This window comes from Clostridium sp. SY8519 (genome assembly GCF_000270305.1).
GTDB lineage: Bacteria > Bacillota > Clostridia > Lachnospirales > Lachnospiraceae > SY8519.
Genome location: NC_015737.1, coordinates 539,005 through 559,864 on the forward strand (window position 1 = coordinate 539,005; position 20,860 = coordinate 559,864).

Annotated in this window: 17 protein-coding genes; 1 reads left to right on the top strand and 16 read right to left on the bottom strand. The window is 54.5% G+C overall.

Annotated features, from left to right (window positions below; genetic code table 11):
• Positions 1 to 49: 49 nt before the first annotated feature.
• The 10 genes from CXIVA_RS02595 to CXIVA_RS02640 form a co-directional block, all read right to left on the bottom strand.
• A complete protein-coding gene (locus CXIVA_RS02595) occupies positions 50 to 2,122 on the bottom strand; it encodes an aminopeptidase (RefSeq protein WP_013976465.1) in 2,073 nt (690 codons plus the stop codon).
• A 57-nt stretch (positions 2,123 to 2,179) separates the two neighbouring features.
• A complete protein-coding gene (locus CXIVA_RS02600; protein WP_013976466.1) occupies positions 2,180 to 2,521 on the bottom strand; it encodes a hypothetical protein in 342 nt (113 codons plus the stop codon).
• Between the two features lie 26 nt (positions 2,522 to 2,547).
• The gene (locus CXIVA_RS02605; RefSeq protein WP_013976467.1) at positions 2,548 to 3,039 is read right to left on the bottom strand and encodes a VanZ family protein; all 492 of its coding nucleotides are present in this window, start codon (positions 3,037 to 3,039) and stop codon (positions 2,548 to 2,550) included.
• Between the two features lie 6 nt (positions 3,040 to 3,045).
• Entirely contained in the window at positions 3,046 to 3,720 is a 675-nt protein-coding gene (pyrE, locus tag CXIVA_RS02610) for an orotate phosphoribosyltransferase (protein ID WP_013976468.1), read from the bottom strand.
• A gap of 28 nt (positions 3,721 to 3,748) precedes the next feature.
• Complete coding sequence (locus tag CXIVA_RS02615) at positions 3,749 to 4,654, bottom strand: dihydroorotate dehydrogenase (protein ID WP_013976469.1); 906 nt, start codon at positions 4,652 to 4,654, stop codon at positions 3,749 to 3,751.
• A gap of 2 nt (positions 4,655 to 4,656) precedes the next feature.
• A complete protein-coding gene (locus CXIVA_RS02620) occupies positions 4,657 to 5,442 on the bottom strand; it encodes a dihydroorotate dehydrogenase electron transfer subunit (RefSeq protein ID WP_013976470.1) in 786 nt (261 codons plus the stop codon).
• Positions 5,443 to 5,468: 26 nt separating this feature from the next.
• Complete coding sequence (gene pyrF / locus CXIVA_RS02625) at positions 5,469 to 6,392, bottom strand: orotidine-5'-phosphate decarboxylase (RefSeq protein WP_013976471.1); 924 nt, start codon at positions 6,390 to 6,392, stop codon at positions 5,469 to 5,471.
• A gap of 23 nt (positions 6,393 to 6,415) precedes the next feature.
• Entirely contained in the window at positions 6,416 to 7,699 is a 1,284-nt protein-coding gene (locus tag CXIVA_RS02630; RefSeq protein ID WP_013976472.1) for a dihydroorotase, read from the bottom strand.
• 61 nt (positions 7,700 to 7,760) lie between these two features.
• Positions 7,761 to 10,901: a ribonucleoside triphosphate reductase gene (locus tag CXIVA_RS13270; RefSeq protein ID WP_013976473.1), complete on the bottom strand. Its 3,141-nt coding sequence runs from the start codon at positions 10,899 to 10,901 to the stop codon at positions 7,761 to 7,763.
• A 62-nt stretch (positions 10,902 to 10,963) separates the two neighbouring features.
• Positions 10,964 to 11,947 (bottom strand): tetratricopeptide repeat protein, encoded by a 984-nt coding sequence (locus tag CXIVA_RS02640; RefSeq protein ID WP_013976474.1) that lies wholly within the window; start codon positions 11,945 to 11,947, stop codon positions 10,964 to 10,966.
• Between the two features lie 213 nt (positions 11,948 to 12,160).
• Here CXIVA_RS02640 and CXIVA_RS02645 point away from each other — a divergent pair, with 213 nt between their 5' ends.
• A complete protein-coding gene (locus CXIVA_RS02645; protein WP_013976475.1) occupies positions 12,161 to 13,411 on the top strand; it encodes an adenosylhomocysteinase in 1,251 nt (416 codons plus the stop codon).
• 86 nt (positions 13,412 to 13,497) lie between these two features.
• Here CXIVA_RS02645 and CXIVA_RS02650 read toward each other — a convergent pair whose 3' ends face one another.
• The 6 genes from CXIVA_RS02650 to CXIVA_RS13275 form a co-directional block, all read right to left on the bottom strand.
• The gene (locus tag CXIVA_RS02650) at positions 13,498 to 14,154 is read right to left on the bottom strand and encodes a GTP pyrophosphokinase family protein (RefSeq protein WP_041728251.1); all 657 of its coding nucleotides are present in this window, start codon (positions 14,152 to 14,154) and stop codon (positions 13,498 to 13,500) included.
• Positions 14,155 to 14,198: 44 nt separating this feature from the next.
• Positions 14,199 to 14,468 (bottom strand): hypothetical protein, encoded by a 270-nt coding sequence (locus CXIVA_RS02655; protein WP_013976477.1) that lies wholly within the window; start codon positions 14,466 to 14,468, stop codon positions 14,199 to 14,201.
• Positions 14,426 to 15,238, bottom strand: a complete 813-nt coding sequence (locus CXIVA_RS02660) for an RNA methyltransferase (RefSeq protein WP_013976478.1) — start codon at positions 15,236 to 15,238, stop codon at positions 14,426 to 14,428. Before CXIVA_RS02660 ends, CXIVA_RS02655 begins: the two co-directional genes overlap by 43 nt.
• A gap of 17 nt (positions 15,239 to 15,255) precedes the next feature.
• On the bottom strand, positions 15,256 to 16,230 hold the full coding sequence (pfkA, locus tag CXIVA_RS02665; RefSeq protein WP_013976479.1) for a 6-phosphofructokinase: 975 nt from the start codon (positions 16,228 to 16,230) through the stop codon (positions 15,256 to 15,258).
• Between the two features lie 34 nt (positions 16,231 to 16,264).
• The gene (locus tag CXIVA_RS02670) at positions 16,265 to 19,771 is read right to left on the bottom strand and encodes a DNA polymerase III subunit alpha (protein WP_013976480.1); all 3,507 of its coding nucleotides are present in this window, start codon (positions 19,769 to 19,771) and stop codon (positions 16,265 to 16,267) included.
• A 114-nt stretch (positions 19,772 to 19,885) separates the two neighbouring features.
• Positions 19,886 to 20,836: a CPBP family intramembrane glutamic endopeptidase gene (locus tag CXIVA_RS13275; protein ID WP_013976481.1), complete on the bottom strand. Its 951-nt coding sequence runs from the start codon at positions 20,834 to 20,836 to the stop codon at positions 19,886 to 19,888.
• Between the last annotated feature and the right edge of the window lie 24 nt (positions 20,837 to 20,860).

Sequence of the window (20,860 nt, forward strand, 5' to 3'; positions counted from 1 at the left end):
TTTTACATGTAACAGTTTACCTTGCTCTCCCGTGAGATTCAAGATGTTTCTATGATTCCAGCGGGATGTTCAGTTCTTCCGTTCCGGGTACCGCAAACCGGCCGTTCCGGATAATATCCCGGGTACTGCCGTCCCGGCGGATTACCGTGATGCTGCCCAGCTCTTCAAAGGGAATCGTGACATCGGTATGGCAGTTAAAGTACGCATCTGCCGGATTTTCCTTCCGTTTTAAGCTGACCGCATTGTCCCGGGGCATAATTTCCTTTCCGTTGGGGTTGAATACTGCCGTGTCTTCCGCATGGGAATAACAGGTGTCCCCTACCGCAAAATGCGGTCCGGTCTTTTCCGCGATCAGAATCGGAAGCTTATCCGCGATGGCATAGGTTTTTGCCATACGGTATGCCCGGGTATTGGTTCCGATGGCAAATTCTCCCATCGGCAGTGTCTCATGGTGCATCAGCACGTTGTCACGGATATATCTGCGGTTCTCTTCTTCCTCGTCAAAATTGGCGCAGGTATAGTCCGTGACCATGCCGTCTGTAAAGGTCAGCTTCAGATCCCGGAACTGGAGGCCGTTCAGATAGACCAAGGATACGTGGAGCAGTCCGCTGGTGCCCTGCAGCACCGGTGAGGTAAAGACTTCCCCTACCGGAATATTCACATCTGCCACGCAGTTCTCAAAGGCCGTCTGTGTATCCGGATGCTCCAGGGGCCAGATGGAAACCGTCAGATCGGTTTCGTTTCCGCCGGTTCCCAGGATCCTCACCTGCGTTCCGGTATCCAGCACATCGATGATCTTCTGCTGCATCGTCTGATATTTTTTGTAATCCAGGGTATTGATTGCCACCGTTTCCGAAAATATTTCCGGATATTTCGCGCCAATGGCCGGAATCGGATACGCAATAATGGTAAAGCTTCTCTCTTCTCCCGGGATGTAACGGTTCGTAATCTGTCCCGCCTCTGACATATAATAAACGGAAAGCTGCTGCTGTTCCTCGGAGAAATGAATGGCCTCTGCCTTGTTCTCCGGACCGAAAGGTTCCTCGCCGAACACTTCCTGCACCGCCGGGCCGCCGAAAACCGCGGCCTCCTGCCGGTATGTTTCGAAGGTCTGTCTGAGCATGTCCAGACGGTGTTCCACAAAGGCTTTGTCCAGATAAAACGCCCGGTCTTCCCGGTGGTCAAAGTCAAACTGGCGGTTTACGCTGGTGGAATACACGCCCCGTTTGGCGCCGATTCCCCGGAAGGTGGAAAAGGGTTCCCGGCCGATGGTCACCTGCAGGCCCATGGCTTCAAAATTTTTCACGGCTGCCCGCATCATCCGCTCAAAACCGACGGCATAATGCAGAGACACGGTTTTTTTTCTGTGAATGTCTTTTCCCGTGATCTCGAACCCGATCCGGTATCCTTCGGTAAAGGTATCCGCCATAGCCTGTATCTCTTCTTCCGACAGGGTGTTCAGATACTGTGCCGTGCGGATCTCATTTTCTCCCACCGGCAGGCCGTACTGATAAATCGTGCGGGGATCGGTCAGGTCACTGTGCATCAGAAGTCCGGTGTAATAGTTGTCCGCCGGGAGCAGCATCTCATGAACCTGCCGTTCCGTAAACAGACGGCTGTAATCATGAAAATACCAGTAAATGGTCTGATTGGCCTCCTGCAGGTCCGGTGTCTCCCCGCCGCAGAAACAGCCGTACAGTTCTGTAAACAGCTCCTGGAGAATCACCAGTTCCTCCAGACAGCCTTCGTATGCCCATCCGATGCCTGCATGAAGCTCCGCCGCCAGCAGAGGCAGCATGCGTCCGGCAGTCTCCCCGAAGGTTTTGACTGCCCAGGCAGGATTGGCAAAGCTTTCGCCATAATTTTCCGGACGGATATCCCGGTACAGTTCTTCCTGCTCCTGCTGCCAGTCTGCCAGAGGCGGCAGTTCGGCCGCGCCGCTGTGCTGCCTGTCATAGATTTCTGTCAGACACGTAAGAAAACGGGCATAGCGGGTAAAATATGTTCGGTATGGTTCCGGCGTCAGTGTTTCCTGCGGAATCTCGGCAATTCGCGCCCGCACGAGTCTGCTGCGTTCCTCCAGGATATCCTGCGCCTCTTCTTTGCTGATGGTATCTGTCATAGATCTCTTCTGCTCCTGTTGTTCCGTCGTATTTTCTTCTTCGTCAGTCTGCCGCGCCTACACAATGCCGGCAATAAACAGCACAATGTCAGCGGCAGCCACCGCCGCGCTCAGAATGACTGCAACATTTACCGGCCGGCGGAGGGTTTTGTTCTCCTGACGGATCAGCCGTCCCATCAGGAAGGCTCCCGCCGCCAGGACCAGGCTGATCTCACCCATGGCTCCTACGCCGCCCCCGCTGTCTCCGGCTTTTGCCCAGGAAACCACCACTGCTGCCAGCAGCAGGATCAGGGCCAGCCACCCGGAGACCGGTATAATGATATCGTATACCGTGCGTCTGCCGGATCGGCGCTTTGCCCGGCGCCTGTTTCTGTTAATTTTTTCCGCGTCTGATATCATATCGGTTCCTTTCAATCCCCGGAGGACTATCTGTGCTTCTTCCTTCTGTATTTTTTCTGCTCTGCTCTGCGGTTGAGGAACAGAATGATTCCGCAGCACATCGCGCCAAGCATTCCGCCAATTGTATTCAGGATTACATCATCCACATCACAGCAGCCCAGGTGGGTAATCAGCTGTGTGATTTCCACACAGGCACTCAGTCCCATGCTGGCCAGCAGGATGCGGAAAAATCCCCGCAGCCGCCGAAACAGCATGGGGGCAAAGAATCCAAAGGGCACAAACAGCAGGATGTTTCCCGCCAGGTTCAGGAATACATTCCTGGCACCCAGCTGCCGGCGATAGGCGATATACCGGTGAATCTCATGAAAAAGCCGGAGATTCATGTGGGTCTCCGCGGATGCCGCCATTCCGGCACGCATCTCGAAGAAAAACAGAAGGTATACCAGAACAACCAGATATACGATAAACAGGAACGCAAATACTGCTTTGATGCGCTTTTTCTGCTCACTGGTGACCATGTCTGATTACTTTGCTCCGTATTCTCTGTAATATGCGTCCAGTGCCTCTTTGATCCTGTCATCAATTACGACACGCCCTCCGCATTCTCTGTTATAAAGGTATTCTGTCACTTCTGCCATATCCACAATCGCGTTGGTTTCGAAGCCGTAGGTATCTTTGATCTCCTTTAAGGCGCTGCCTTCTCCCTTGCCCCGTTCCATACGGTTTAAGGAGACTTCCAGTCCCACAATCTCCACATCTGCCTGGGCACGCAGAATCGGCACCGTCTCGTCAATGGATTTGCCGGAAGTGGTCACATCTTCAATGATCACCACACGGTCGCCGTCCTTTAACTTGCTGCCCAGAAGAATGCCCGTATCGCCGTGGTCTTTGACTTCCTTCCGGTTGGAGCAGTAACGAAGCTCCTTTCCGTACATTTCACTGAAAGCGATGGTCGCTGCCACTGCCAGGGGAATGCCCTTATATGCCGGCCCGAAAAGCACGTCAAAATCCTCCCCGTAGTGGGCATGGATCGCCTGGGCATAATACCGGCCCAGTCTGTGCAGCTGTGTCCCTGTCACATAGGCACCCGCATTCATAAAAAACGGGGATTTTCTTCCGCTTTTTAAAATAAATTCACCGAATTTGAGTACATCCGACTCTACCATGAATTCTATAAATTCCTGTTTGTACTGTTCCATAGATTCCTCCATCTGTATCCTTTGTATACTATTCGGAAACCGCGCCGATCAGCTCGCTGACCGATTCGATCCGATGCTTCTGCATATAGGCCTCGATCCCTTCCGCGATTTCCGCGGTTGCCCGGGGATTATAGAAATTGGCCGTACCAACGCTCACTGCGGTGGCTCCTGCCAGAATCAGTTCCAGCGCGTCTTCCGCCGTCTGTACGCCGCCCATGCCGATAATGGGAATATTAACTGCCTGGGCCGTTTCATAGACCATCCGCACCGCAATCGGATGCACGGCGGGACCGGACATTCCGCCGGTACGGTTGGCCAGTACAAACCGGCGCCGGTCAACGTCAATCTTCATGCCGGTCAGGGTATTAATCAGAGATACTCCGTCCGCGCCGCCGGCTTCCGCGGCTCTGGCCATTTCCGCGATGTCCGTCACATTCGGGCTCAGCTTCATGATAACCGGCTGCCGCGCCTTTGCCTTTACCGCCCCGGTAATGGCCTCCACCATCTTCGGGTCCTGGCCAAAGGCCATGCCGCCTTCCCGGACGTTCGGGCAGGAAATATTGATTTCCAGCAGATCCACCGGCTGGTCTGCCAGCCGTTCCACCACTTCCAGATATTCCTCCTCAGTATGGCCGCAGACATTCACGACAATCCGGGTATCATACTGTTTCAGGAAGGGGATATCCCGTTTCATAAATACATCTATGCCCGGATTCTGCAGGCCGATGGCATTCAGCATCCCGCCGTATACTTCCGCTACCCGCGGCGTGGGATTGCCCGGCCAGGGCACATTGGCCACACCCTTGGTCACCACCGCGCCCAGACGGTTCAGATCGACAAATTCGCTGTATTCTTCTCCGGATCCGAAGGTACCGGATGCTGTCATAATCGGATTTTTCAGTTCCACACCTGCTATGGATACTTTCGTGTTCATAGTTACAGCTCCACCTCCTCTGCACGGAATACCGGGCCGTCTTTACAGACTCTCTTATTCTTTACCCGGGAATGGCTGTCGATCTCTGCCGACTGGCACACGCAGCCCAGGCAGGCACCGATTCCGCAGGCCATGCGTTCCTCCAGGGACAGATAACACTCGATTCCCTTCTCCTGCGCGTACTGTTTCACTGCCCGCAGCATCGGTTTCGGCCCGCAGGCATAGATCACTTCCGCCTCCAGGTCATTGGCGCGGATCGCGTCAATAACGGTTCCCTTTGTTCCCGCGCTTCCGTCATCGGTTGCCACGTATACAAATCCCCGGCTGGCGAACTCATCTTTCAGAAACAGATGGCTGTCGGAATACCCAAGAACAATATTTTTTTCCACACCATTGAGCTGTTTTGCCAGCTCCAGCATCGGCGGAATGCCGATTCCCCCGCCGATGAGCATGGCTTTCTTTTCGGACGCGGTATCGTATCCGTTGCCCAGAGGGCCTAAAATCTTTATGTTTTCCCCGGGCCGGCGGGCGGAAAATTCTTCCGTTCCGGTATTTGCGCCGGTCACGCGGTAAACCAGGCGGATTCCGCCGTAATTTCTGTCTATTTCACAGATACTGATCGGACGGGGCAGAAGTTTTGCCGCATTTTCGCTGTAGACCGACACAAACTGTCCCGGCTTCGCTGCGGACCAGATCTCCTCCGAAGTCCTGAGCCACAGGTCAAAGACGCCGGGAGCCAGCTCTTTCTGGGCGATGACCACTGCCTGTTCCATTTTTTTCTCACTCATATTCCTGTTCTCCGTCTTCTGACGCGTCACGCGCCAATGGCTCCGTTGATATCGGCAATCATATCTTTTACTGCCTGTCTGGATGCATCCGCATAGTTCTCCGCGCCGAATTTCCCGTATTCCTCTTTCCGGTAAGCGGCAATGATGCCTCTGGAAGAATTGACAATCGCGCCCAGCCCGTCTTCATTAAAGTAGTGTACCAGATCTTTCCCGGTGCCGCCCTGGGCGCCGTAACCCGGCACAAGAATAAAGGCCTTCGGCATTACTTTCCGCAGGGCTTTGCCAATTTCCGGATAGGTGGCGCCCACAACCGCGCCCACATTGCTGTAGCTGCCTTCCATGGATGTTTCACCCCAGGCGGCCACTTTTTCCGCCACATGCTCATACAGCGGTCTTCCGTCAATCAGGCGGTCCTGGAATTCTCCGCTGGAGGGATTGGACGTCTTGACCAGCACAAAAATCCCCTTATCCTCTTCCCTGCAGACTTTGATAAAAGGCTCGATTCCGTCGCTTCCCAGATAGGGATTGACAGTGGCGAAATCCTCAGCAAACGGCGCGTAGGAATGGCTGCCTACGGTTATTTTTCCCAGATGGGCAATGGCATAGGATTCCGAAGTGGATCCGATATCTCCCCGCTTCACATCGCCGATTACGATCAGTCCCTTTTCCCTGCAGTAGGCGCAGGTTTTCTGAAAGGCTGCCAGCCCTGGCAGGCCGAACTGCTCATACATGGCGATCTGCGGCTTCACCGCCGGAATCAGGTCGCAGACAGCATCCACAATGCCTTTGTTAAACTGCCAGATGGCATCTGCCGCGCCTTCCAGAGTCTCACCGTATTCCGCAAAGGATTTTTTCTGTATCTGCTCCGGAATAAACGCCAGCTTCGGGTCCAGACCCACCACAACCGGCGCTCCTGTCTGTTTGATTTTTTCTATTAACTGTTTGATCATAGCCTTCTCTCTCCTGTTTCTCTCTATGCTTCGTATACCACTTCGCCGTCCACAATCGTGGCACGGATTTCTCCATATACTTCGCAGCCGCCGAAGGGTGTGTTGTGTCCTTTGGATACAAAAGTCTCCGGATCGATCACATACTTTTTCTCCGGATCAAACACCGTCAGGTCTGCCGCAGCCCCCGGCTCAATGAAACCCTTGCGGTCTGCCATGCCGAGGATCTGCGCCGGACGGTAGCTCATCTTGTCCGCCATCTGCAGCATGGTGAGAATTCCCGGCCGCACCAGGTTGGTGTAAGTCAGTGCCGCAGAGGTCTCCAGACCGGTTATTCCAAAGGGCGCCTTGCGGAATCCCCTCTGTTTTTCTTCAAAGGTATGGGGCGCGTGGTCCGTGGAAATCACATCCATGATATCCTCCGCCAGTCCCCGGCGCAGCGCCTCCATATCTTCCCGGCTGCGCAGCGGCGGATTCATCTTGTAATTGGCGTCATCCCCCGGAATATCTTCCGTGCACAGGCTGAAATGATGGGGGCACACTTCCGCGCTGATGGAAACGCCTGCTTCCCGGGCCATTTTTACCATCTGCACGCTGTCTTTTGTGGAGCAGTGGCACAGATGCAGATGCACGCCGGTCTCTTTTGCCAGGATAATATCCCTGGCCGCAATCGTATCTTCCACGGAATTGCTGATGCCGGGAAGTCCCAGCTCCTTTGCCCTGGCGTCATCGTTCATCACGCCGCCTCTGACCAGATTGATGTCTTCACAGTGGGCCAGGATCACCCTGCCGTGGGCCGCCGCAATCTCCATGGCCTGCTTCGCAAGCCCCGCATTCATGACGGATTTTCCGTCTTCGCTGAATGCCCGGCAGCCGGCTTCCATCATTCCTTCCAGGTCTGCCAGCTCCCTGCCGGCCATTTTTCTGGTCAGGGCGCCGGCCTGCAGCACATGCACTTTTGTGGTGGCTTCTGCCTTGTTTTCCACATAGCGGATGACGTCTGCATGGTCCGCTGCGGGACTGGTATTCGGCATCGCCACAATCGTGGTGAATCCGCCGTGCAGCGCCGCGTTTCCTCCGGTCGTCACATCTTCCTTGTATTCCTGTCCGGGATCCCGCAGGTGCACATGCAGGTCAATCAGCCCCGGCAGCACATACGCCCCGGCCGCGTCAATGACCTGATCCGCCTGCTCCGGCACGTCTCCGCCTACAGAAACAATGATCCCGTCGGCTGCGAAGAGATCTGCGCGGGTCTCTGTCTGCTCTTTCGGATTTACCAGAATTCCGTTTTTGATTAAAAGTGTCGCCATATTATATCACCTTTCCTATCTCTGCAGAAGACGGCTGTTTCTCATCCGGACACAGGGCGCCTCAGGCATCCGGTCCGCTGCCGTTGTCCTCTGTTTCCGCCAGGTAGTTCTGAATCTCTTCCACTCCGGTCCGGCGCACCTGCCGGTCCCCGCGGACTGCAAGGAGAACGGGGACCGGAAAGGCCTGATACGCGCCTCGAAGTTTCGGATTGGACGCTGTGTCAATTTCACGGTAGTTCCGGCCGCCCAGCAGCTGCCGTACCACCATGCAGTTCGGATCATTCCGCAGTGTAAACAGATACCAGCCGTCTTCCAGCGGAAGGCCTTCCCCATCGGTTCTGGCTGCCGCCCGGGGCGCAGGCTTCATGTCTTTCATGAACTTCTTTGCTTCTTCTACCCTGTCATCCTTCCTCGTCTGCAGGGATGTCTCCGGCTCTTTTTCTGCGGCGGAATCCCCGGCCCCGGATTCTTCCGGTTCCGGCTGCCGGACATCAGACCGGGTCTGCGCCTGCGGGCGTCCGGTTTCCGCTTCCGGCAGAGAATCTTCTTCCCCCGTTTTCCGCTGGGACTCTGTTTCGCCTGTCTCCGATTCCCTGTACGGTTCCGCGCCGCCAGGATTCTCCGGATCTTTCCAGCTCTCCGTATCCTTGTGTTTCCCCGGATCTCCGTATCTTTCCGGATTTTTATAGTACTCCGGGCCGTCACAGCTCTTCGGCGCTTCCCGGCGCGTCGGTTCGGCACAGTCTGCCGGCTCTTCCTGGTGCGCCGCTTCAGCATGGCTTTCCGGTTCTTCACAGTACACCGGCTCGGCATAGCTTACCGGCTCTTCCTTCTGCGCCGGTTCATCATGACCTGCCGGTTCTTCCTGGCGTGCCGGCTCTTCCTGGCGTGCCGGCTTTTCCTGGCTTCCCGGCTCTCCCTTATGTGCCGATTCCGCATAACCTGCCGCCTCTTCCATGTGTGCAGATTCGGCCTGGCTTTCCGGTCCGGCCTGGTGTGCCGGGCCGTCATATCCCTCAGACCCGTCCTGGTTTTCCGGATTACCGGAGCGCTCCGAATCTTTCTCCTTATCCACAGCATCCGCCGGTACCGGAGATTCCTGCGGCTCTCCCGCCGGCGCCTCCGGCGCTTCATCCAATGTATGAGCTGCCCGGGCTTCTTTCTCCCCGGACGGCACTCCTGTTTCCAAAGGATGCTCCATCTTCTCCCTTAACTGATTCAGATGCTCTTTCTCATGGGAAAGGGGAAAATCCGCTGCTTTTTTCGGCTGTTCCGCCTGGGGCTTGTACTCCCGGTCTCCCGCAGCGTCCGCCGGCAGCAGGCGGAAATAGGGCATGCGGAAATTTTCCGCTATGCGGCGCACCAGATTTCTTACGCTCTTCCAGTCCGATGCTTCCTTGCGAAACCGGGCCGTAAACAGGGTTCCGGACGTATACAGCACGTGGAATTCGTCCTGGATCTCCAGCTCATCCTCCGGATCCAGAAAACTGTTTTCCGGAAGGTAGGAATTTTCCGTATAATAGGGCTTGCCTTCCGGTGTCTGAGAAGTCACAATATTCGGATATGCTTCTTTGTCCAGACCTGCCAGGTAAATGCCCAGATATTCTGTCTGAGTTGCCTCCAGACTGTAAAGATCCCCGTATTTTTCCTGGTATCTGGTCAGCCGTTCCCGCATATGGGTCAGCACACTGCGGGCAAACCGCTGGGCCCGGGACTGTGTCAGATCCTTGCGGATCCAGGAGGCATTCAGGCAGGCTTCGTTCATTCCCATGATTCCAATGGCGGAAAAATGTCCTTCAAATCCGCCCAGATACCTGCCGGTGCAGGGATACAGGTCTTCCTGCATAAATTTCATCAGCACACTGCGTTTTGTTTTCAAAGCGGCTGCCGCCAGATCCATGATGTGGTTCAGGCGCTGAAAGAAATCCTGTTCATCCGCGGACTGATATGCCAGCCGGGGCAGATTTACTGTGATTTTTCCTATGGTTCCGGTATTCTCCCCGGAGCCGAAATAACTGCCGGCTTCCCGCTGCAGCCTGTTGGGATCCAGGAACCGGCGGCCGCTCTGGTCCCTGACTTCCGTCTTTTTTCTGCCGCTGCTGATATAGTTGGCAAAAAAAGGTGTTCCGTACCGCGCGGTCAGCTCAAACAAAAGCTGGCTGTTACGGGAATCCGCCCAGTCGAATTCCCCGGTTACGGAATAGGTCACATTCGGATAGTGGAACCGGCGGCCGGCGCTGTCGCCCGCCAGCAGTACTTCCAGCAGCGCCCGGTTGATCATATCCATCTCCTTCTGGCAGTCCCGGTAACGGAAGGGCATCTTTCGCCCGCCGGCTTCTGCCGGCAGATCTGCCAGATCCGACGGCACTTTCCAGTCGATGACCAGATTGGAAAAGGGCGGTTCCGTTCCCCAGATTCCCCGGGCATTCACTCCGTAGACAAAGGACTCCATACACTGCCGCACCTGTTCGTAGTGCAGGTGGTCCGCTTTTACATACGGCGCCAGATAGGTGTCAAAAGAGGCAAAGGTCTGGGGGCCGGCCCACTCGTTCTGCACCATGTAGAGGAAATTGACCATCTGATTGCACAAAACGTTCAGATGTCTGGCCGGGCCGAAATCCGGCGTGTCCGGAATGCCTCCGAGCCCCTCCCGGATCAGGCTTTTCAGGGACCAACCCGCGGTGCTTGGTGTCAGCCGGGACAAATCGTGAATAAAAAAGCTGCCGTCCTGATGGGCTCTGGCTGCTTCTCCGGCATAGATTTCCGTCAGCCAGTATCTGGCCGTCACCGCGCCGGCACTGCTGACCATCAGGCTGCCTACTGTTTCCTTCCGCTCTTTCTGCTCCTGGTCCGGATGTTCTTCGCTGGCATAGGAATTGACAATATTGCGGTAATCCAGAAAGGTGGATTTCATCTGGCGCATTTTTTCCCGCTGTCTGCGGTACAGAATATAGATCTTTGCCACATCGCTGTATCCCGCGCTGGCCAGCACCCGCTCGGCGCTGTCCTGAATCATCTCCACGTCAATCCGGTCTCCCTGGACCCGGTCCTGGACATCCGCTGCCACCCGCAGCGTCAGTAGCTGAATCATCTCCTGCGTATAGGACTTATCTGCTGCCTGAAAGGCCTTTTCCAGTGCTTTTGATATTTTCTGCAGCTCGAACGCCGCAGTCTCGCCGTTTCGTTTGATCACTTCAAACATCCGTGTCACCGATCTCCCCGTTTTTCCTGATCAAATTTGTCCTCCTGCTGTTTTCTGCGCTGTCAGTCGCTGATCCTGGTCTTCAGGAAGGTGAGTTCGTTCTGCGCATCCTTATCTTCCGGATAATCCGACGCATACTTGCTCATCAGTTTGTATGCCTTTTCAAAATCGCCTTTTTGCTCATAAGCGGCAATCAGATCTTTTCTGGCTTCTTTGCTGCTGTCAGAAGAATCTCCCAGCACATCCACCGCCTGCTGATAATAGGAAATGGCTGCTTCCGTCAGACCGCTGTTTAACGCGGCTGCGCCCAGTTTCTGCAGATTATCCCCGTTTTTTCTGTTGCGGGAAGCATATTCATCAAAGGAATCCTTTGCTTTCGTACGGTCGCCGTCTGCCGCGTACACAACGCCCTGGTACAGCATCGCCTGCACACTGTCGCCTTCCACGGCTTCCGCCAGCTGTTTTCGGGCGGTTTTCTTATCTCCAAGGAGATAGCTGATATATCCCTTTTCGCACAGATCATCCGCGCTGTTGCCCGCAATATTCAGCCCCTTCCTGAGGTAGGTCTCCCCGCGGCCGGTTTCTCCCGCGTCCCGCATCGCTTCGTAGCAGCTGATGCAGAGTTCGTAGTCTTTCGGGTTTCGCTTAACGGCCCGGTCAAAATCTTCGGCTGCCTTTGTGAGTTCATTCTCTCTGGCATACACACAGCCCCGCAGGTAATATGGCTTGTAACTGTCTTCTTTGTCGTTTTTCATCAGGTCTGTGTATACCGCAATCGCTTTGTCGCTGTTTCCGCTTTTATAGTATGCCAGCGCCAGATAATAGCTGATGTCTTCCGACATGTCGCTGGTTTTTCCGTCTGCCGCGTCCAGTGCCTTCTGCAGGGTTTTGGCAGCGGAATCATAACTGCCTTCCTGCATCTGCTCGATTCCCCGGCTGCGGTATTCCTTCATTTCGGAAGAAGTTCCGAAAGAACATCCGCCGGCAGTTCCCGCGATCAGAAGCGCGCCTGCAGTCAGGAGTGCCGTCATCCTGTATTTCTTCATATATCCGCAATCCTTCCATGGACAGAATCTGCCGTCCGCACAGTGCCGCCTGGCGGCGGCGGCTGGATCGCCGGCTGATTTTGCTCATAAATATCCACAATAAACTATTTTTTCATGCTATAGTATAGCATAATGCCTTCGCTTATTGTGATTTTTTTGTTATAATCATCTGTAAGCTTCTGAGCAGAGAACTACTATTGAGGAGGTCATTCTATGAGTTCGATTAAAGATATTAACCTGGCTCCGTCCGGCGCGCATAAAATTGACTGGGTAAGAAAAAACTGTCCGCTTCTGCGCAGTCTTGAGGCAGACTTTTCCCGGGAAAAACCTTTCCAGGGAATCCGCATCGCCCTTTCGATCCACCTGGAGGCCAAAACCGCTTACCTGTGCAAGGTTCTGGCAGCCGGCGGCGCGGAGATGTATATTACCGGCAGCAACCCCCTGTCCACCCAGGACGATGTGGCGGCGGCCCTGGCTGCGGACGGGCTCAATGTATATGCCTGGTATGACTGCAGCGAGGAAGAATACTTCGGGCATATCCGCAGTGTCCTGGAACATAACTGCAACATCATCATCGACGACGGCGGCGACCTGGTGCACATGCTGCACACCGAGATGCGTGACCGTCTGCCCTATGTCATCGGCGGCTGCGAGGAGACCACCACGGGAATCATCCGTCTGATTGCCATGGCCAGAAACAACGAACTGGAATTCCCCATGGTGATGGTCAACAACGCCGACTGCAAGCACCTCTTTGACAACCGTTACGGCACCGGCCAGTCCGTATTTGACGGGATCAACCGTACCACCAATCTGATCGTGGCCGGCAAGCAGGTGGTAGTGGCCGGTTACGGCTGGTGCGGCAAAGGTGTTGCCATGCGTGCCAAGGGACTGGGCGCCCGGGTAATTGTTACCGAAATCAATCCCATCAAGGCCATTGAGGCCGTCATGGACGGTTTTGACGTAATGCCCATGGAAGAAGCCGCCAAAGTCGGCGATTTCTTTATCACGGTGACCGGCTGCGCCGGCGTCATCCGGGAAGAGCATTTCGCTCTTATGAAAAACGGCGCCATCCTCTGCAACGCTGGGCACTTCGATGTGGAAATCGACATGAAACGCCTGCGGGAAATTGCCCTGGATACCATCGACCAGCGCAAAAACATCGTCGGCTATCAGATCTCCGACGGTCAGTGGATCTATGTACTGGCGGAAGGGCGCCTCGTCAACCTGGCTGCCGGCGACGGCCATCCGGCAGAGATCATGGATATGAGTTTCGCGATCCAGGCACTCAGCGCAAAATATCTGGTTGAGCACAAAGACAGCCTGAACGAAAAGCTGATTTCCGTTCCCCGGGAAGTGGATCTGGAAGTAGCAAACCGCAAGCTGCGCTTCCTGGGCAAATCCATCGACCGGCTTACCCCGGAGCAGGAAGCTTATCTGAATTCTTCCAATATCGACATTTGATTCTTTCGATATTTCAAAAAAGAGCAGCAGAAAAATGGAACGCATTTTTCTGCTGCTCTTTTTATGTGTCGGCCGCTGTCTATTCATTATTCTTCGGAACGCCCGGGATTTGCCTGGCTGATTTCCTCATTCAGCGACAGCATCTTTTCATCCAGCATGGATACGATGTCCGCGCAGCTGCGCAGATCCCTGCTGATCTGCACCGGGGTATTTCCTTCAAATTTGTACTGGATCTTGTGTTCCAGGCTGGCCCAGAAATCCATGGCAATGGTGCGGATCTGAATCTCCGCCTTGGTATAGACAATGTCCGTCGTGGTATAGATCGGCACATTGACGATAATGTGATAGCTCCGATATCCGCTCTGTTTCGGCTGTTTGATGTAGTCCTTGATCTTCACGACCTCAAACTGTCTCAGATTGCAGATCATCTCGGCAATCCGGTAAATATCAGAAGTGAAGGAGCACACCAGGCGCACGCCGGCGATATCGCTGACATGATCCACCATATTCTGCATGGTTGTCTCATAGCCATGCCGGGTCAGCTTCTTCATAATGCTTTCCGGACTTTTCAGCCGTGACTCAATGTATTCAATGGGATTGTATCTGTGGATATGCTGGAACTCATCATTCAGGATATCCAGTTTCGTACGGACCTCACGAATCGCAGAATTGTACAGGAACATCAGACTCTCCCAGGAATCTACGCTTTCCTGAAATGGAATCTGCGAAAGTCGTTTTTTCATCTGCATCTGCTGTCCTCCTTACAAGTGATTTTCGTCCGAATCCCTCATCCGTCTTCTTCTATAATCTGAATTTCCAGGTAATCAAAGGGAATCTCCTCGATAAAACTGTCCTGGCAGAATCTGGTCTTCGCGTGTCCGGCAAATTCCCGGACATTGGAATCCAGCCAGATCGGTCTGCCCAGATCAAAGGCATCGCAGACCTGATCCAGTGCGCGGAACACCTTGTGGGTCCTGGTATCCGCGCTTGCATCCCGGATGGTGATATCCCGGATCATTCGGTTGGCTGTGATTTCTTTTGCCCAGAGCTGAAACATGATTCCTTCCTCCGCTGTCTGCCCGCTTCATACATCAGGATTGCGGAAGCCACGGCTGCGTTCAGTGACTCCAGCCGGCCTCCCATGGGGATCCGAATATTGGCATCTGCCAGGGCCACTGCCGCTTCCGTCAGTCCGCTGCCCTCATTTCCCACCAGAAACGCCGTGCCCGGGACATAGTCCGGCGCGTCATACACCTTACTGCCTGCCAGGCTGGCGGCATAAATTTTTCCGCCTTTGTCCCGGATTCTGCCGGCAGCGTCCGCCAGGTCCCCTGTCACCAGGAAGGGCACCCGGAACAGGCTGCCCATGGTGGACCGTACTGTCTTGGGCGCGTATACGTCCGCCGTGGTCTGATCCATGATAATCCCGGTGGCCCCTGCGCCCTCCGCGGTCCGGAACATGGTGCCCAGATTGCCCGGGTCCTGAATGTTCTCCAGCATCAGCCACAGACCTCCCGGGACAAAAATCTCACTGCTTCTGTCCGGCAGCATGGAAACCACACTTAGGATCCCCTGGGGCGTCTTTGTGTCGGACATATACCGAAAGACCTCATCGCTGACGATTTCACAGGGTCTGCCCCCCATCCGGCCGCTGTGCTCCCGGGCAAAGGATTCCGACAGATACAGCTCCCGGACCAGCGGTTCCGGGATTTCTTCCCAGAGCCGCAGCCCCTCCGCCACGAAGCACTTCTCTTCCCGTCTGGTTTTTGCTTTTCTCTTCAGCTGAACAATTCTGCGGATGCGGGCATTGCCCGTGCTTGTAATCATGAATTCGGTTCTCCTGGTTAAATGGCCATATGTTTGTAAATATTATACTGGTATTCCGGAATTTCCTTTGTCATGGCCAGTGCTTCATCAATGTCAAAGTCTACGAATTTTCCGTCTTTGTACCCTACGATCCGGTTGGTCTTTCCTTCACACAGCAGATCCACCGCGATGGACCCCATGGTAGTGGCATAGACACGGTCTTTGCAGGTCGGTGAACCGCCGCGCTGCATATGCCCCAGGATCGTAGCCCTGGTCTCCATGCCGGTGGCTGCCTCGATTCTTCTGGCCAGTGAAGAGGAATGGCCGATTCCCTCCGCGTTTACAATAATGTAATGGGTTTTGCCGAATTTTCTCCGGGCAATGATATCATCCACCAGCTTCTGCTCATCATAGTCATAATTTTCCGGCAGGAGGATCTGTTCCGCGCCGTTGGCCAGGCCGCACCACAAAGCGATATAGCCGGCATTGCGTCCCATAACCTCTATGATGCTGCAGCGCTCATGGGAAGAGGCGGTATCCCTGATTTTGTCAATGGCTTCCATGGCTGTATTGATGGCTGTGTCAAAACCGATGGTATAATCCGTGCATCCGATATCCAGATCGATGGTTCCCGGGATGCCTACTGTATTGATGCCGTGTTTCGCAAGCTGCTGCGCACCCCGGAAGGAACCGTCTCCGCCAATGACCACCATGCCGTCGATGTGGTTTTCCTTGCAGATCTGCGCGCCTTTGGCCTGTCCCTCCTCGGTCATGAATTCCGGGCAGCGGGCTGTCTGAAGAATCGTTCCGCCCCGCTGAATCGTATCGGACACCGAAGATGCCTGCATCGGCACGATCTCACCGTCCAGCAGGCCTGCATATCCGCGCTTGACTCCTACCACTTCTCTGCCCTGGTAGATCGCTTCCCGGACTACTGCGCGAATGGCCGCATTCATCCCCGGCGCGTCTCCGCCGCTCGTCAGTACACCGATTTTCTTGATTTCTTTTGCCATAACTTCTACTCCTTTGCTGCTGTATATGCCACACTTATCGGGAGGAGCGGTACACCGGACGTTTCAAGTCTGCCGGCTTTTCTCTGACCGCTATATTCTCTTTTCCGAACTGTGCCTCCAGCTCATTCACCAGGTCCTGCTGTATATCAATGGTCTGATTCCTTCCCAGGCGCTTGACCGCCTTCTCACGGTTCAGATAAAGCACCACTTCATCTCTGCCGTCAGACAGATGCAGCAGTTCCCGCAGGGTATCTTTCTGCTGTTCATAAGTGTCCAGATCCGGAAACTGTATCCAGAGTTCTCTCCTGCATGCTTCAAATGATTCGATTTGTTCGCAGATCAGCTTTCCGTTTTTGTCCTCCTCCAGGGAAACCCGGCCGGCCACAAAAATTCTGGCGTCTTCGTTCAGAAGATCTCCGTATTTTTCAAAATCACGGGGAAATACGATTACCTCCACGCTGCCGTAAAGATCTTCGATGGTAAGGAAGGCCATCGCCTGGTTCTTCTTCGTATACTTTACCGTTTTATTCTCAATAAGTCCACCGATAACCGCACGTTCTCCATCCTGTACACGGGCCTCGCCGGTGGATTCGTCCGGAATAAAGTCCTTTGTGACGCGGGTAATGGAACTGCGCCATTTCGCTTCTTCCGCCTGCAGCGGATGGCCGCTGATGTACACGCCCAGGACTTCTTTTTCCATCGCCAGGCGCTCAGCTTCCGTATAATCCTCCACTTCCGGATAATGGATTTCAAAATTCTGCCGTTCTTCCTCCGGTACCAGATCAAAGAGGGACATCTGCCCGCTGATCATGTTTTTCCGGTTCCGGCTGACCTGATCCACCAGCATCCCATAGACCATCATCATCTGCCGGCGGGATCCTCCCAGGCTGTCAAACGCCCCGGCTTTGATGAAATTCTCAAAAGCCCGCTTATTGACTTCCCGGCCGGACAGGCGCTCGGCAAAATCATGCAGGGAGTGGAACGCGCCGCCGGACTCCCGTTCCCGGACAATCGCCTCAATCACCGGCCGGCCGATGCTTTTGATAGCCGACAGCCCGTAGCGGATGGCTTTGCCCTGTTCGCCGTTTACTACGGAAAAAGCGCCTTTTCCTTCGTTAATATCCGGCGGAAGCACCTGGATGCCCATGCTTCTGCACACCTGAATATATTCGGCAATCTTTGCGGAATTATCCATCACCGATGTCATCAGGGCCGCCATGAACTCCTCCGGATAATAGTACTTCAGATAAGCGGTCTGGTAAGATACCACTGCATATGCCGCCGCATGGGACTTGTTAAACGCGTATTTGGCAAAATCCGTCATTTCGTCAAAAATCCGGTTGGCGATTTCTTCGGAAATTCCATTGGCGATACAGCCCGGAACCCCTTCCTCCGGATTGCCGTAGACAAAATTCTGCCGTTCCCGCTGCATCACATCGCCCTTTTTCTTGGACATGGCACGGCGTACCAGATCCGCGCGCCCCAGCGTATACCCCGCCAGATTCTGCACAATCTGCATCACCTGCTCCTGGTATACAATACAGCCATAGGTAGGCGCCAGTATCGGCTCCAGCTGCGGGCAGTCATACGTGATGGACTCCGGGTGGTTTTTCCCTTTGATATAGGCAGGAATAAAATCCATCGGCCCCGGCCGGTACAGGGAAATTCCCGCAATCACATCCTCCAGGTTCCGGGGTTTGAGCTCTTTCATGAAATTCTTCATGCCGGCGCTTTCCAGCTGGAACACGCCCTCGGTCCGCCCGGTGCCCAGGGACGCGAAAACCTTCGGATCCCCGTAATCGATGGCATCCACATCGATCTGTTTTCCTTCCGTATCCCGAACATTATATACAGCGTTCTGGATTACCGTCAATGTGCGGAGTCCCAGGAAATCCATTTTCAGAAGTCCCAGTTCCTCCAGGGTCGTCATGGTAAACTGTGTGGTAATCGTGCCGTCGGAAGCCCGGGACAGGGGGACATATTCATCGACAGACTTCTGGCTGATCACCACTCCCGCCGCGTGCATGGAAGTATGCCGCGGCAGCCCCTCCAGGCGTCTGGACATGTCAATCAGGCGGTGCACGGTCTCGTCTGTCTCATACAGTTCCCTGAGCTTCCGGTTCATCTGCAGCGCCTTCTGAATAGTGATGTTCAGTTCATTGGGAATCATCTTCGCGATGCTGTCACACAGCGCGTAGGGAAGATCCATGACTCTGCCCACATCCCGGATCACGCCCCGGGCCGCCAGCGTACCAAACGTAACAATCTGCACCACCCGGTCTTTGCCGTATTTGCGTACCACATAATCGATGACTTCCTGCCGTCGCTCATAGCAGAAATCCACGTCAATATCCGGCATGGAGACCCGCTCCGGGTTCAGAAAACGCTCAAACAGCAGCTGGTACCGGTCGGGATCCAGCTTGGTGATGCCCAGGGTATAGGACACCAGGGATCCGGCGGCACTTCCTCTGCCCGGTCCCACCATAATATCATGTTTCCGCGCGTAGTGAATGAAATCCCAGACAATCAGGAAATAATCCACGTAACCCATTTTCCGGATGACAGACAGCTCATAGTTCAGCTGGGGACGGATTTCCTCTTCTCTGCCGGGGTAACACCGGGAAAGGCCCTGTTCACAGAGCTTATTGAGATATTCCCAGGATGTATACCCTTCCGGAACGTCGTATTTCGGAAGTTTTGTGACACCAAACTCGATTTCCACCTGACATCTGTCCGCGATTTTCTGCGTATTGTCAATGGCTTCCTGGGCGTAGGGAAACAGGCGGCGCATCTCTTCCTCGGATTTGACATAATACTGACCGCCGGTGTAGCGCATCCGATCCTCATCACTCAGTTTTTTTCCGGTCTGCAGACACAGGAGAATGTCATGGGGCTCCGCGTCTTCCGCATAGGTATAGTGAATATCATTGGTGGCTACCAGTTCGATGCCGGTGTCTGCATGCAGACGCATCAGCTCCTGGTTGACCTGCTTTTGCTCCGGCAGGCCGTGGTCCTGCAGCTCCAGGAAATAATTCCCCCTGCCGAAGCAGGCTTCATAGCGAAGAGCGGTTTCCCTGGCCTTCTCATACTGTCCCCGCAGCAGGAGGCGCTGCACTTCTCCCGCCAGGCAGGCGCTGGTGGCAATGATGCCTTCATGATACTTTTCCAGTGTTTCCATATCCACCCGGGGACGGTAGTAATACCCTTCGGTAAACCCCAGGGAAACAATCTTCATCAGATTGCTGTATCCCTGATTGTTCTCCGCCAGAAGCACCAGGTGGTAATACCTGTCTTCCCCGTGGGAACTTTCCCTGTCCAGCCGGGAGCCGGGTGCCACATATACCTCGCAGCCCAGAATCGGACGGATACCCTCGGCCAACGCCGCGCGGTAAAAATCAATCACGCCGTACATCACTCCGTGGTCGGTAATGGCCGCGGCAGTCATGCCCAGTTCCTTCACACGGTGTACATATTCTTTTATTTTGTTGGATCCGTCCAGCAGACTGTATTCTGTGTGGACGTGCAGATGTGCAAATGCCATACCCTGTTCTCCGCAATAAGTGAAAACAGCAGACTCCTCCAAACGGTTCCGGGAAATCTGCTGTCTGTTTTTCATCGCTTCCTGCAGATACTCGCGCAGTTTCAGCTGCCGATGTTATCTGTCATTGTCTGTATCTCTGCTCCTGTATTCCGATCCATCAGCCCCAGCCTCACGGCCGCCGGTCAGGCCGTCCAGATCATTCAGCTGACCGCGCGTATCCTGCGGCGCCTTTCTGCGGGACGGCTTGAATTCAAAGGCATATACATACATGGTAAAAATCGTGACTCCGATGCCGAAGGCATAGCTCGGGACCGGAAGCAGCGCCGGAAGTCCTTCGAAAAAACTGGAAAAGAAGAATCCGAAGGCATTGAACAATATATGGAGCAGGATCGAGTAGCGGATTCCGCGGCCCCTGCTGGCAACAAACCCGAGAAAAAGCCCGATCACAAAGGCGTAGATCCCCTGAATCAGGTTCATATGGTAAATTCCGAACAAAACCGCCTGCAGAATATCCGCGCCCAGAAAGGACATGTTCAGTCTGGCATACCGGTATACCACCCCGCGGAAAATCAGTTCCTCCGCGATCGGCGCAAGTATTATAATATACAGCGCCGCCCACAGGGAAAAGCTGCCGTTTTCCGCCAAATTGCTGACCGCGTTTCCGCTGGCCTGATACAGGGCGGGCATCAGCTTTTCCTCCGCATTCATAATCAGCTGCGCGATAAACTGGGTACCTACGCCCAGCAGAATCAGCGTCAGAATAGTCAGAAGCGTAAACCTGCCGGATGTTTTGCGCCGGGGCGCCGCATACGGGCGCACAAAACGCGCCTGGTACCAGATCCCGAACAGAACAAAAACCAGAACGGTAAACAGAATATAACAGCGCACCAGGACGGTTTTGTCAATTCCCGCGGATGACTGCGCCATTTTGGTCAGTGTACGGATCACTCCGTCCCCGGACTGTATCCCGGTAACTGTCAGTACAATGATCTGTGCCGCCAGCAGCAATAGAATGGCGACCACAGCGGCCAGAATACTTTTTGCGATATTGCCCGGTCTGTTCATAGTTTCTCTTCCTCCTGTCGCAGG